At 43.3% G+C, this 13,439-nt stretch carries 12 protein-coding genes and 1 tRNA gene; 7 read left to right on the top strand and 6 right to left on the bottom strand.

The annotated features are described in order from the left end of the window. Positions 1–277 precede the first annotated feature (277 nt). Entirely contained in the window at positions 278–1,528 is a 1,251-nt protein-coding gene (locus V7K84_RS26770) for a GTPase family protein (protein ID WP_334842607.1), read from the top strand. A gap of 14 nt (positions 1,529–1,542) precedes the next feature. Here the strand turns inward: V7K84_RS26770 and V7K84_RS26765 are convergent, their stop codons facing one another. The 6 genes from V7K84_RS26765 to psbD all read right to left on the bottom strand — a co-directional run bounded on the left by V7K84_RS26765 (position 1,543) and on the right by psbD (position 8,477). Next, complete coding sequence (locus V7K84_RS26765; RefSeq protein WP_334842605.1) at positions 1,543–2,247, bottom strand: J domain-containing protein; 705 nt, start codon at positions 2,245–2,247, stop codon at positions 1,543–1,545. A 15-nt stretch (positions 2,248–2,262) separates the two neighbouring features. After that, positions 2,263–3,225 (bottom strand): cysteine synthase A, encoded by a 963-nt coding sequence (cysK, locus tag V7K84_RS26760; protein WP_334842604.1) that lies wholly within the window; start codon positions 3,223–3,225, stop codon positions 2,263–2,265. 77 nt (positions 3,226–3,302) lie between these two features. Beyond that, positions 3,303–3,740 carry an RrF2 family transcriptional regulator gene (locus V7K84_RS26755; protein ID WP_334842602.1) on the bottom strand — a complete coding sequence of 146 codons (438 nt, stop codon included), beginning with the start codon at positions 3,738–3,740 and terminating at the stop codon, positions 3,303–3,305. A 396-nt stretch (positions 3,741–4,136) separates the two neighbouring features. Beyond that, positions 4,137–5,867, bottom strand: a complete 1,731-nt coding sequence (locus V7K84_RS26750) for an iron uptake porin (protein ID WP_334842600.1) — start codon at positions 5,865–5,867, stop codon at positions 4,137–4,139. A 493-nt stretch (positions 5,868–6,360) separates the two neighbouring features. Further along, a complete protein-coding gene (locus tag V7K84_RS26745; RefSeq protein ID WP_334842599.1) occupies positions 6,361–6,642 on the bottom strand; it encodes a 4a-hydroxytetrahydrobiopterin dehydratase in 282 nt (93 codons plus the stop codon). A gap of 779 nt (positions 6,643–7,421) precedes the next feature. Beyond that, positions 7,422–8,477, bottom strand: coding sequence for a photosystem II D2 protein (photosystem q(a) protein) (gene psbD / locus V7K84_RS26740; protein WP_012409998.1), 1,056 nt, complete (start codon positions 8,475–8,477; stop codon positions 7,422–7,424). A 374-nt stretch (positions 8,478–8,851) separates the two neighbouring features. Between psbD and V7K84_RS26735 the strand changes: the two genes are divergently transcribed. The 6 genes from V7K84_RS26735 to V7K84_RS26710 all read left to right on the top strand — a co-directional run bounded on the left by V7K84_RS26735 (position 8,852) and on the right by V7K84_RS26710 (position 13,390). Next, positions 8,852–9,124 (top strand): hypothetical protein, encoded by a 273-nt coding sequence (locus V7K84_RS26735; protein ID WP_012410874.1) that lies wholly within the window; start codon positions 8,852–8,854, stop codon positions 9,122–9,124. Between the two features lie 13 nt (positions 9,125–9,137). Further along, a complete protein-coding gene (locus V7K84_RS26730) occupies positions 9,138–9,815 on the top strand; it encodes an ABC transporter ATP-binding protein (RefSeq protein WP_094352150.1) in 678 nt (225 codons plus the stop codon). Positions 9,816–10,072: 257 nt separating this feature from the next. Then, the gene (locus V7K84_RS26725) at positions 10,073–10,624 is read left to right on the top strand and encodes an NYN domain-containing protein (RefSeq protein ID WP_114082779.1); all 552 of its coding nucleotides are present in this window, start codon (positions 10,073–10,075) and stop codon (positions 10,622–10,624) included. A 144-nt stretch (positions 10,625–10,768) separates the two neighbouring features. Next, positions 10,769–10,840 (top strand) — tRNA-Asn (locus V7K84_RS26720). Positions 10,841–10,864: 24 nt separating this feature from the next. Then, on the top strand, positions 10,865–12,040 hold the full coding sequence (locus tag V7K84_RS26715) for an aminotransferase class V-fold PLP-dependent enzyme (protein WP_334842597.1): 1,176 nt from the start codon (positions 10,865–10,867) through the stop codon (positions 12,038–12,040). A gap of 315 nt (positions 12,041–12,355) precedes the next feature. Next, the gene (locus tag V7K84_RS26710) at positions 12,356–13,390 is read left to right on the top strand and encodes a methyltransferase (protein WP_334842594.1); all 1,035 of its coding nucleotides are present in this window, start codon (positions 12,356–12,358) and stop codon (positions 13,388–13,390) included. Positions 13,391–13,439 lie beyond the last annotated feature (49 nt).

Raw genomic sequence — 13,439 nt, 5'->3', positions numbered from 1 at the left:
TCACAATTATTCTGCTCACTGATTACTGCCTTCTTTGATGAGGGGTAAGACCCCTCATTTATTCGCCAACAGTCTCATAGAATTCGCGGCTACACAAACAAAGTCCACCTCCGTGGACTAAGAAAAAATGAAGGGTTTTTAACCTGCGTAGGCAGGTTTTGTCTGTGTAGCCGCGACTTCTATTCACCAGTGGTAGTATAAATTGAGACTTAATTCTGCCCGAAGTATTGGGAATAATATACGAAGAAAAATGCTTGTCAAACTTGGAGTTTGAAAGATGACTGCTTTTCAAGAGAATAACGAGACGCTGAGTCGTAATGAATATCTGGCAACAGAACTCCTAAAGATTGTGAACTCACTTCCCGGATTTTTCCCATTAAAGAACGAACTTCAGGAAAAGTTGGACAATTTACGTTCTGTTCTCCAAGGGCTACGTCCACCACGAGTTATGGTAATTGGTCGTTCTAGATCCGGTAAATCATCCCTAATTAATGCCATTTGTGGTTTAAAGGTTGCAAAAGTTAGTGATACAGTACCACAAACAGGCATGGCTGAATGGAAGAAATACTATCACAATGGCACTGATTTACTCCATATTCTAGACACAAGAGGTTTACAGGAGGCTATAGCACCAAGGGAATATGATTCAGCTAAAACGCCTTATGAAAGTATCATGCAAGCGGTAAAAAAAGATTGCCCAGATGTCATTCTCTTTGTCTGCAAAGCGGAGGATGTTCATGTTGCTAATCAAGAAGACCTCAATATTTGTGAATTAATCGTTGGAGAAATCAAGACGCTATATCGGCGGGACTTACCAATTATTGGAGTTTTGACAAAATGTGATCAATTATCACCTCCAGGAGTTCTTTTACCAACTGAGAATAAAAGGAAAAATAGCAATGTTCAGGAACAAGTTAAAAGTTTTTTTGCTTTCTTGAGAGAGAGAGAAATATTACGTCGTCATGTAAAAGAAGTCGTTCCTACTGTTACATACGCTCAATATGAAGATGTAGAGAACGGTTTAATTCTTCCTGATGAAGACTATCGGTGGAATATTACTGAGTTAGCGGAAACAATGATTAGGTATACGCCAAGCGAGATACACGGCTCATTAGCACGAATGGCACATATTAAAAAGTTTCAACTCCATGTTGCTAGGACAATTGTTACAGCTTGTGATGTTTTGTGTGGTTTTGTTTCTATAAATCCGATTCCAGGTGCAGCAATACCAGTAGTGCTTCCTATTCAAACTTTTATGGTTATGTATATTGGCTGGCTGAGTGGACGGGAGTTTTCTGATCAAACCGTCAAAGACTTTGTTGTAAATGCGGGAATAGGTGTTGGAGTAAATGTTGGCATGATCTATATTGCTGATATTGCCTTAAAATTTGTACCTGGTTTTGGTAGCTTGCTGGCGGCTGGGGCTGGTGCGATCGCTACACAAGGTTTAGGGGATGCTGCGATCGCATATTTTCTCACATTACCAGACATTACTAGAGCCAAGAAATACGGGAGCATCGAAATATAGCCTCCTAAACTAAACTATTGATTAACTGAAACTTGTGCCTCACAGTGCAATCTCGAAGCTATACGGAATAGTTCATGACCCGTGTGTAAATAACGCTCATCGTAGTTCAAAGGAAAATAACCTAATTCATCAAGTCCATCTCCTACTTGATCGAGGCTGTAGTAGAGGTGAGCCGCCGTTCTTGCGAGACTGGGGGGATTTGGCAGGGAGCGAAAAGTAGTTTGTGCCTGCTTGAGGTCATCTCGACAGGTTTTTAAGTATTCCTGAAATTCATCTAACAACTCATCATCAAAAGGATCGGCAGCTAATTGATCCATTTGTTCTTCTAACGAATAAAGAATCGTACAAAGCAAGCGATTTACTGGTTGGTAAACTTGGCGCAGCCATTCTTCAACTTGCTCGTCAACATCCCGTCCAGTTTTTCGTCTTGTCTGGTAATGCTGTTGGGCTGATGCTGTACGCTGTTGGCGATCGCTATTTAATTTTTGGAAGTCATCTTGCAGTTCTTGGTCATAATTGCGGCGATTTTGGTTGTCGCCTAAGACCTCATAAGCTGCATTGATGCGGATAATTTGCTCGCGATCGGCTGTTTCCTGATTACTGTCAGGATGAAACAACTTAACCAAGCGGCGATAAGCTTGCTTAATCTCCGCTTGGCTTGCACTTGGACTAACTTTGAGAGTTTCGTAATGGTTAGAAACGTGGTTATAATTGACCATTAATTCAATGTAGCGTTAACTAACGCTAGCGGCTAACCTTGCCTCTAAGTCTTGGAACAATGGTGTACTCAAATACCTCTCACCAAAACTGGGCTGAATCATTACAATTAAACGTCCTTTATTTTCTTGACGTTGGGCGACGCGAATTGCTGCACATAAAGCTGCTCCACTGGAAATACCAGATAGTAGCCCTTCTTCTTTTGCTAAACGCCGACTATAAGCGATCGCTTCTTCATCGGTGACAGTAATCACCTCATCAATCAATTTTATCTTGAGAACTTGGGGAATAAACCCAGCACCAATTCCCTGGATTTTGTGGGGGCCTGGTCGTCCCCCAGATAAAACTGGGCTATTGGCTGGTTCAACTGCGATCGCCTTGGAATTAGGCTTGCGTGCTTTAATCACTTCTGCTACACCAGCGATCGTACCACCTGTACCCACCCCTGCCACAATGATATCGACTTGTCCATCGGTATCTTCCCAGATTTCAAGCGCCGTAGTTTCCCGATGCACTTTTGCATTAGCTGGATTGCGGAACTGCTGCAACATATAGGTATTTAGTGTAGTATTAACTATTTGCTGCGCTCGTTGAATTGCCCCACTCATACCTTCCATTCCTGGTGTTAGTTCCAGTTCTGCTCCATAAGCTCGCAACATTGCCCGACGCTCTCCACTCATCGTCTCTGGCATTGTCAAAATTAATCGATAACCCTTTGCTGCTGCTGCCATTGCTAGAGCAATTCCGGTGTTTCCAGAAGTGGGTTCTACCAATACTGTCTTTCCAGGAGTAATTAAACCTTCCTCTTGGGCAGCATTAATCATACTTACCCCAATCCGATCTTTAACTGATGCCGATGGGTTCATACTTTCCAGTTTCACCACAATTTCTGCAACACATCCTTCTGTTTGAGGAATGCGGTTCAACTGCACTAGGGGTGTACGACCAACAAGTTCTGTAATGTTACGAGCTATTCGCATAAATTAGTCCTTAATTATTAATTATTTGTTATTGGTCATTAGTCATCAACAAATGACAAATAACAAATGACTCTTGACTAAATGTAGTACATGATATCTAATTGCCGCCGCGAATCTCGTTTTTCACAAAGTTCCTGGAGCGTATATTTTTGCAAGACTGCATTTGCCGCGCGGCTTGCTTCTTGCCAAATTTCTTCTATAACTGAACTGTCTATACTTTTGGAATTAACGTTTTCTTCACCAGCCCGCGCTTCTAACCCTTCTAAACATTCTAAAATTTCAAAAAGGATGATTTTTCGGGGTTCTCGCGTTAACAGATAGCCACCTTTTGACCCACGCTGACTTTTAACTATACCGCCACGCCTCAAGGTTGCTAGTAGCTGTTCCAGATAGCGATCGGGTATGTTTTGTTGGGCTGCAATTTGTCGAATTTGCAGCGGTTCGCCGCTTTCGTAATGAGCGGCCATCTCTAATAAGGCGAGAATTGCGTATTCCGATTTACAGGATAGTTCCACAAGCAGCAATAAGTTAGGGGTAAAAATTAGAAGTTAGGAGTCATTTAATTTGAATTTGAGACTTTGGCGTGAGCGCTCAGTCGAACGCTTTTCCTTCAATCCCAAATCCAAAATTCAAAATGGTAGAGTTAAGATGCTATGCAATATGTAGCTTTATACTGCCAACTTCTACTAAAAAAGCTCGCTCAGAAAAAGCTACTCGCGGCGTAAGTCACTTTTAGAGTGGGCATTACTCGGTCTATTCATATCAAACCCGCCATAACTCATAACTCCTAACTCTTCTATTATACTCCGGTTAACTACTGGGGTTTATCCATTATTATTACCGAAAATAAAAAACCCCGCCTAATGGCGGGGATAAATAGAGTTCAAATTTGTCAGCAGATAATCAACACTCTAGAAGGTGAAAGTTGTTCTGAGCGTACCGATAATAGCATCATCGTTATCGCTATTTTGACCAGGAGAGGTCAACCAGATTACACCAGGGGTTACAGAGATGTTATCCGACACACGGTACTTGTAGAAGCCTTCAAAGTGATAGGGTATATCATTGTTGCCACCAAAACCTGGGCGGTTAAAGGAATAGGGTTCTGCACCAGCAAAAACACCTAAAACGTTACCTTTTTTACCGAAATCAGGTAAAGCTACCCCTAAACCGTAGCTCCAAGCTTGATAATCATCATCTGCACCTGCACCTGTAACATCGTGGTAAGAAACGAATCCACTAACAGATAGTTTGTCGCTAGGTCTAAACGCAGCCGACACACCGTAAGAGTTGCTGTTAGATCGGGTTATACCTGCTGCATTACCTAAAAAGTTAGCTTGTCCAGTACCTACATCAAAAGCTCCAGTTGCTCCGTCTGTACCAGAGTCAAATAAAGCACCACTGGCACTATATGCGTGGACGTAGGTAGCAGCTAAAGCCAAGCGATCGCCAACACTAAAGTTCAACTGCCCTAAAGCAGCATAATCACCGTTGGTCAAACCTTGACTAAGACCAGGATTATTAGCTTGCGATGCTAAGTAACCCGCAGTGATTGAGCTATTTCCCAAGATGCCGCCACCTTTGCCAAGGGGTACATTGAGTGCTATACCAGCACCGCCACCAATCCGATAGATGGGACTTTCAGAAGCAAAGGTAGATAAAGCGCCGTTACCACCGTCGTCAGTGTTGTCAAAAAAGTAAGGATTGTTGACAGCAGCATACTGACTATGCCGTCCACCACTAGCTGCGAGGTAAACTTGGGCTGGGCCGATGGGAGCTTCATAAGTCAAGCGGTCAATTCTGACACTGTTATTACCATTGCCTATACCAACTTGATATGTTTGTGTGCCTTCAGCAGTATTGATAGCACCACCAGCGTTATCCGCTAGTAAAAAAGGATTTGAATTACCCGCTGCTAGCCGTGTGTGTAAAACGTCTCTACCAGTAAAGCTAGTTTGCAAGTCTAAACGTACTCTATCTTGGAAGACGGTATTGTTAGCGTCCCCAGTGTTACCACCAAATGCATCACTGACGGCAAAAACAGCTTCACCAACCAGTTTTGTGGTTGTGGAGAACTGATTAGCTTCCAATTCAGCAGTCCGCGCTTCTAGAGAATCTACGCGACCGCGTAGGGTTGCCAATTCTGCGGAAAATTCTTCTTGTAGCCGCTGCAAGGTAGCTAAATCTTGTTTTGTCACCAAGTCAGCTGTTGCTGTGGCAATCAATTCGTTAACCCGATCCAAACAGGCATTTAAACCAGCAGCAAATTCATAACGGGTCAAAGCACGATTACCGCGATAAGTCGCATTTGGATAACCTGCAATACAACCATAGCGCTCAACCAAGGACTGCAATGCTTGGAATGCCCAGTCAGTAGGTTGTACATCGGAAAATTGAGAGACCGATGTTACTTGAGACTGAGAATTACCTTGGTTCCCTTCGTTGCTGTAGCGATTAACTTGATCTATGGTTGTTTGAGCCAATATTTCTGGCTGTTGGGCAACTTCGGTTACACCTAGTTGTTTGGCTGGTGATACTTGTCTGGTTGGGTTTGGGGCAGCCATTGCTGTTGCCGAAACTAACAATGTTGCTCCCAAAACTGCTGGGCTAACCACTAAGGATTTCCACAATAGATTAGACATTTTCACTTTACTCCTCACACCTTGTTTAGATAATTGGTTTCGTTACACCTAATTCTCGAAAATGCGACATCTCATTGAAACCTATGGATGAGGCATAATTGTCTCTACTACAATTCTAGTTTTTGCAAAGCTAATAAACGATTAACTTTGGGTTAAAAACTGATGTGATTAACTTATGCAAAAACATATCTTTATATCATAACATTATAAAACATCCGATCTAGATGGCAAGATTACAGCGATCGCCTTAATAACTGTCACACATACTTATCTAAATATGTAAGCAGGGAGTAGGGTTTGGGTCATTCGCTCTCTACGCAGGCTAAATTGCTGAAAGCTTAAGACACTTAGCAGTTTGCCATCAAAAATCACTTCTTCTACTTACCCCTAATATAAATCTTCTCATGCCAGTTAGAACACACTGGCTCGGCTATACAAACTCTATATCGCAGTGACTTCCTGTAGTCTGGCGCAAGATGTTAGAAGAAATCAGTTAGTTAATCTGGGAAATCACCCGTGCTACATCAAAGTCTGGCTGGGTCAATCCGCCTGCATCATGTGTTGTAAGTGTAATCTTCACTTTATTGTAGGAAATCTCTATATCTGGATGATGTCCGGCTGATTCAGCCGGCTCAACTAGTTTATTGACAAACTCAATTGCTCCAATAAAATCTTTAAATGTGCGGGTAATTTGCAACTTGGAGTCTTGAACAGTCCAATCTGACAGAACCTTTGCCTGTTTTTGAATTTCCGCTTCGGTGAGTAGTTGTGGCATATCAAGAAATTCCTACTTATATATTTGTTACAACTTTTTGCATCTGACAAAGGCAAACTGCTTTTATTCTCCACACAGAAAGTATGGGAGGATAAATTCAGCCACAATGCGTATGTATAGATTTAAATCAAACTTGGCAGATAGACGCTATTTCTCACGTTTGGTCATACTCGAAGGTTGAACGCAAGATATTTATGCTTTTTAATAAAACTTAAATACGTTGGCTTTGTTCATGGCAGCCATTGTTATCTATTTTTAAAAGTAACCATTGATAAAACAAAAATCACCTATAAAAAACTATCCGCCCTGATTTAGATCGGACGATCTAAGTCAGGGCGGTCTAGCGGGTCTTCAGGTTGCAACCAGACTGCCGGAAGGAACTCCGAGCTTGCCTAGCTAATTGAGCTAACTTAGTATCTCAGAGATAACTAAGGCTAACTTTTAGAGAACAGCCCCGGCGCGCAGCCGGCTAACTGCAACCTGATGACCCATGCATTTACTACTTTCTATCATGGGCATCACCTCCTTATTGCCTAAGCGGTCTTAGTTTTAAAAGGGCAGAGTATTTACTCTGGGTTTATAACCTTCATCTAACATAACACATAAATTTAGAGATATTAACCAATATATAAAAAATCTCCCACCTTTTTGATGGGAGATTACTGGAGAATAGTGAAAATTGACACTTTATTGGCTGATTACAAGGAGATTATTTTATCTGGGCGTGTCAATTTTTGCCAACCACAACCCTAATTTAGGTTATGGTCAAATTTGAATTCTTAGAGAGCGTTACCGCGAGGTAGAACTTCTTCAGGGAATACAAATTGTTCGTGGGGTTGATCTTGAGGAGCCATCCAAGCGCGGATACCCTCGTTCAGCAAAATGTTTTTGGTATAGAAGGTTTCAAACTCAGGGTCTTCCGCCGCCCGTAATTCTTGGGAGACGAAATCATAAGCCCGCAGGTTGAGTGCTAGACCGACGATGCCGACGGCGCTCATCCACAAGCCTGTAACTGGCACGAACAACATAAAGAAGTGCAACCAGCGCTTGTTGGAGAAAGCAATACCGAAAATCTGTGACCAGAAACGGTTTGCCGTCACCATTGAGTAGGTTTCTTCCGACTGGGTAGGATTAAAGGCGCGGAAGGTGTTAGCACCATCACCGTCTTCAAACAAGGTGTTTTCTACTGTCGCACCATGAATAGCGCACAATAAAGCACCACCTAATACGCCAGCAACACCCATCATGTGGAAGGGGTTGAGTGTCCAGTTGTGGAACCCTTGCAGGAATAGCAGGAATCGGAAAATTGCAGCCACCCCAAAGCTGGGTGCAAAGAACCAGCTTGATTGTCCCAAGGGGTACATCAGGAATACACTGACGAATACTGCAATGGGAGCTGAGAAAGCCAGAGCGTTGTAAGGGCGGATGCCTACTAGACGCGCAATTTCAAATTGCCGCAACATGAAGCCAATCAAACCGAAGGCTCCGTGCAGGGCAACGAATGGCCACAAGCCACCCAATTGGAACCAACGGGTGAGGTCGCCTTGGGCTTCTGGGCCCCATAACAGCAATAGGGAGTGTCCCATGCTGTCGGCGGGGGTGGATACTGCCACTGTCAGGAAGTTCGCACCTTCTAGGTAGGAGGAGGCTAATCCGTGGGTATACCAAGAGGTGACGAAGGTGGTGCCGGTCAGCCAACCGCCTAGTGCTAGGAAGGCGCAGGGGAATAATAGTATCCCTGACCAACCTACGAATACGAAGCGATCGCGCTTGAGCCAGTCGTCTAGAACGTCAAACCACCCTCTACTAGGGGCACGTCCAACTGCGATGGTCATTAGAGCAAATCTCCAAATGTTTATAAGTACAGGTTGTATCTGTATTATAGATGGCCATATAAAAGCCTTCCATAAGCAGAAAGTTAACCAGGTTGTTAACCAAGTTTACAATTTTTTACACACCTTTAATCATATTAGGTGTAAATCGCTAATTTTTCTAGGGGTTTTGTCATAAAAATTAATTTTTTATCTCAATGAGGTGGGAGAGATGCGAGAAATCGCGTCTCTACTGGGGAGTGGAGAGAGAAAGGAGAGTGGAAAGTTAGTTGATAGTTGACAGTTGCCCACTGTCAATTAACTGTCCAATGCCCATTTCCCTAGAATCAGTCAGCTGACGCTAAAATGAGTCCACAGTTAAATTTGATTATTGCTAAATGTTTACCATCGATTTAAGCATCAGAAACACTGCTTTCCCAATCTCAGTACAACGTAAGTCAGCAGAGGATGCTGAGGCTGTCTATCAGCTAATTTTGGCAGCAATCCGTTCTGGGAATCCTGACATTGTAGAACTCAAGTGCGAGGGCAAGACAGAGAAAAAAATTGCTGTCCGCGCTAGTGAAATTTCTGGGGTGCAGATTGTTCAGAAAGATGGTACAACCCCTGGTGGCGGAAGACCACCTGGCTTTTTCGCTGTAGCTGCTGAGTAACCAAGGTTGACAAATGGCTCAAGTGGGCATTGAAGTCAAGGATTTAAATTTCAGTTGGCCTAATGGAGAGAAAGTTATCAAATCTTGCTCTTTAGAAGTACCCAAGGGTGAGTTTTGGATGCTCTTGGGTACAAATGGCAGTGGAAAATCTACTTTACTGAGACTGCTGGCGGGGTTATTAGCTCCTGAATCTGGCGAAATTCGGGTTTTGCAACCCGTTGGCTTTGTCTTCCAAAATCCAGATCATCAACTGGTGATGCCAACGGTTGGTGCTGATGTGGCTTTTGGATTGGTGGAAGAAAAGTTACCACCTGCTGCCACTAGAGCCAGGGTTGAGGAGGCGCTGGGAGCGGTGAATTTGCTTACCCTCCAACGACGCCCTATTTATGCACTCTCTGGTGGACAGAAACAACGAGTGGCGATCGCAGGTGCGATCGCCCGTCGCTGTGAAGTTCTATTATTAGATGAACCCACTGCCTTACTAGATCCAGATAGCCAGTTGGATTTAGTTGCTGGTGTCCGCCGCCTTGTCAAAAGTCGAGGTATTACAGCCCTTTGGGTGACACATCGATTAGATGAGCTAAATTACTGTGACGGCGCTTTTTTGCTAGAAAAAGGCTCTTTGGTTGATAGTGGTGAAGCCGAACGTCTCAAACAACGTCTGATGGAGGTACACAGCGAAGCCTCTTAATTCAGTGCTGAGTGCTGAGTGCTGAGTTAATAAGTAAAATTCATTGTACTTAGCACTCCTGAATACTACTAAAAAAGAACTGTAACGCGCCTTTTAAATAAAGGCGCGTTTTAAGTTGGTGCGTCTATCTGAGGCTTGAGTTTTGTGAGGTTGCCGTATTTTTTATTCTGTGTAGCATAGTGTTACAGACTATGCATCAATTATTATAAAACTTATGAATGAATTTTGTTAACTCTAGAAAATTGTGATTAAAAACCATGCCCCGTTCCTTACTCCAAGCCGTTTTGTTAGTGGACGGCTACAATATCATAGGCGCTTGGCCTTGCCTTAAAAAAACGCGTGATAGCGTTGGATTAGAGGCTGCACGGGGCGAACTTGTGGAAGCGATGACTGGTTATAGTGCGTTTCAAGGTTACACAACTCAGATAGTTTTTGATGCCCAATATCAGAATAGCTCTAGTAATAAAGAAATTATTACTGAGCTTTTATCTGTTTATTACACTGATTTTGGACAAACAGCAGATACTTATATCGAAAAATCCTGCGCTTCTTTTCGCCACCAAATAGCCCAATCTTTGATTTCTCGTGTGATTGTTGCTACATCAGATCGGGCACAGCAGTTGATGATCCAAGGGTATGGGGCTGAATGGTTGTCGGCACAGCAACTCTGTGGGGAAGTGGAAGCCACTGTCTGCCGGATGCGACAAAAGTATCATACGCGTAAACAATCTAAGAGTCGGTTTTTAGCTAATGCCATTGATGCTAAGGCGCGGCAGCGTCTGGCTGAATTACGAATGGGATTACAGTAGATATTTAGTATCTCAGAGTCTCTGCTTAAGTTCCTGAATCGATTTTGGCTGCAAAAATTCTCTAAATTAAGTTTCTAAAAAAAATATTGGCGAAAGTACTTGCCAAATACTATTTTTAGCCCTACTATTATAAATCGTGAGTGGTCCTCAGTAGCTCAGTGGTAGAGCGATCGACTGTTAATCGATTGGTCGCTGGTTCGAATCCAGCCTGGGGAGTTTATCAATTTTGGATTTTAAATTTTGGATTCTAGATTATCCATCAGAGACTTATGGTCGCTTGACTCGGCTGTGACGTTTCTGAATCATGGGTCTTTTGGTGCTTGTCCTAAACAAGTACTGGAATTTCAACAACGTTTGCGATCGCAGCTCGAACATGAACCCTTACGCTTTTTTGGTAGAGAGTGGGAACCTCTGCTAGATGATGCCAAAAGTAAACTAGCGGCGTTTGTGGGTGCTGATGTGCAGGATTTGGTGTTTGTCTCCAATGCAACAACTGGCGTTAATTCGGTGTTAAGGTCGCTGACATTTTCACCAGAGGATGAAATACTTACAACCAACCATGAATATAATGCTTGCCGCAATGCACTTGATTTTATTGCCAGTCGCACTGGTGCGCGGGTGGTAGTGGCAAAAGTTCCTTTCCCGATTGACTCGCCACAGCAAGTAATCGCAGCAGTAATTGAGCGAGTTTCAGCAAAAACCCGATTAGCACTTTTGGATCATGTTACCAGTCAGACAGGGTTAATCTTCCCGATTCAAGAGTTGGCGAAGGAGTTGCAACAACGGGGTGTAGATACATTGGTCGATGGTGCTCATGCGCCTGGAATGATTCCCCTCGATTTGCGGGATATTGGCGCAACTTATTACAGTGGAAATTGTCATAAATGGCTGTGTGCGCCAAAAGGGGCAGCATTTTTGTATGTGCAACGAGATAAACAGTCAGAAATTCGTCCTCTGACAATTAGCCACGGGACAAATTCGCCACGCACTGATAAAAGCCGCTTTCAGCTGGAATTTGACTGGACAGGTACAGACGATCCTACAGCTTATATGTCTGTACCAGAAGCGATCGCTTTTATGGGTTCGTTGCTACCTGGTGGGTGGACAGAATTGAGACAGCAAAATCATCGGCTAGTGTTGCAGGGAAGACAGGTACTTTGTGAAGCGTTAGAAGTGCAGCCGCTTTGTCCAAAGGAGATGATTGGTTCAATGGCAGTTGTGCCAATGCCTAAGACTTTGGAAAACCGCGATTTCATGTCTGTACATGATGAGTTGTTTGATAAGTTTGGTATTCAAGTGCAGGTGATGCCGTGGCAGGAAAAACCTCGGCTGTTGGTAAGGATTTCGGCGCAGATTTACAATACTTTAGAGCAGTATGAGTATTTGGCAAAGGTGTTAAGGGGATTGTGCTGTTAATCTAGTTTAGGAAACTGGCGATCGCTTCAATGCTTTGTTCTGCACTATTAGCAGTAAATATTGGCTTATCTGCCAAATAAATATTTTTCTTAGATACCACGTTTAAGGCAAGAGACGCGATAAATTGCCGTCTCTACAAATCCGTCTTTTATAGAGACGGCGATTCATCGCGTCTTTTTGTCGGTCGTAAAGATGAATTACACGCGATCGCATCTCGGATGAAGGGCGATCAGCCTACAAGTATCAATTCAGATATGATTGAGTTGTGGCTGTGTACCCCCACAAATCCAGAACTTTGAAAAGAATTTACAGAATATGAGTTCACTCGAACCAAGCATAAGTACTGAAGTCCCTGCATCCGATGTTATGCTTCAGATGATTTCTGGCTTTTGGGTATCACGGGCAATCCACGCTGCTGCTAAACTTGGTATTGCTGACTACCTCAAGGAACAGCCAAAGACGCTAGAGGAACTAGCTGCAATCACTAATACTCACGTCCCATCATTGTACAGATTACTGCGTGCGCTTGCCAGTGTGGGTATATTTGTTGAAGATGAGCATCATCGATTTGGCTTAACACCCTTGGCTGCTACGTTACAAACGGATGTTCCTGGTTCTTTGCGTTTTTTTGCCATTTCCGAACTGGGACAAGCGCACTACTTAGGCTGGGATAACCTGCTACATAGCATCAAAACTGGCGAGATTGCGTTTGACCACATCGCTGGAATGAGTGTTTGGGATCATTACCTTAAAAACTCCGAAGCTGGCAAGTTATTTAATCGGGCAATGACAAGTCTAACAGCTTCAGTTTTGGAAGCAATTATTTACAGTTATGACTTTTCAGCATTCAACACCATTGTTAATGTGGGAGGAGGTCAGGGCAGTTTGCTGACTAGCATTCTTAAACCTTATCCGACTGTTAAAGGCATTATCTTTGATATACCAACGGTGATAGAAGAAGCAAAATCTTGCCTGCAAGCACTAGGTTTTGCAGACCGCTGTACCGTAGTGTCGGGAAACTTCTTTGAGTCAGTAACAGCAGGTGGTGATGCTTACCTTCTCAAGCACATCATTCATGACTGGGATGAGGAAAAAGCGATCGCTATTCTCAAAAACTGTCATCAGGCAATGTCAGAGCATAGTAAACTCCTGCTGTTTGAGACAGTAATTCCTCCTGGGAATGCATCTTCTTTTAGCAAGTTGTTTGACCTTAATATGCTAGTTATGACTGGTGGACGCGAACGCACAGAGGAGGAATATCAAGTGCTACTGCTTCATGCTGGCTTCCAACTTACCCAAGTTATTCCAACCTCGTCACCAATTAGCGTTATTGAGGCGGTAAAAATTTAAAGGATTGGCTGAAAATTTAGCTCAACAAATTATCGAAGCTGCACGGCGA

This window comes from Nostoc sp. (genome assembly GCF_036917315.1).
GTDB lineage: Bacteria > Cyanobacteriota > Cyanobacteriia > Cyanobacteriales > Nostocaceae > Nostoc.
This window is presented reverse-complemented; position numbering and strand designations above follow the sequence as displayed.

Coding starts and splice junctions, on each gene's coding strand:
- V7K84_RS26770 (WP_334842607.1), top strand. CDS start 278: ATGACTGCTTTTCAAGAGAATAACGAGACGCTGAGTCGTAATGAATAT.
- V7K84_RS26765 (WP_334842605.1), bottom strand. CDS start 2,247: ATGGTCAATTATAACCACGTTTCTAACCATTACGAAACTCTCAAAGTT.
- cysK (WP_334842604.1), bottom strand. CDS start 3,225: ATGCGAATAGCTCGTAACATTACAGAACTTGTTGGTCGTACACCCCTA.
- V7K84_RS26750 (WP_334842600.1), bottom strand. CDS start 5,867: ATGTCTAATCTATTGTGGAAATCCTTAGTGGTTAGCCCAGCAGTTTTG.
- V7K84_RS26745 (WP_334842599.1), bottom strand. CDS start 6,642: ATGCCACAACTACTCACCGAAGCGGAAATTCAAAAACAGGCAAAGGTT.
- psbD (WP_012409998.1), bottom strand. CDS start 8,477: ATGACCATCGCAGTTGGACGTGCCCCTAGTAGAGGGTGGTTTGACGTT.
- V7K84_RS26735 (WP_012410874.1), top strand. CDS start 8,852: ATGTTTACCATCGATTTAAGCATCAGAAACACTGCTTTCCCAATCTCA.
- V7K84_RS26730 (WP_094352150.1), top strand. CDS start 9,138: ATGGCTCAAGTGGGCATTGAAGTCAAGGATTTAAATTTCAGTTGGCCT.
- V7K84_RS26725 (WP_114082779.1), top strand. CDS start 10,073: ATGCCCCGTTCCTTACTCCAAGCCGTTTTGTTAGTGGACGGCTACAAT.
- V7K84_RS26710 (WP_334842594.1), top strand. CDS start 12,356: ATGAGTTCACTCGAACCAAGCATAAGTACTGAAGTCCCTGCATCCGAT.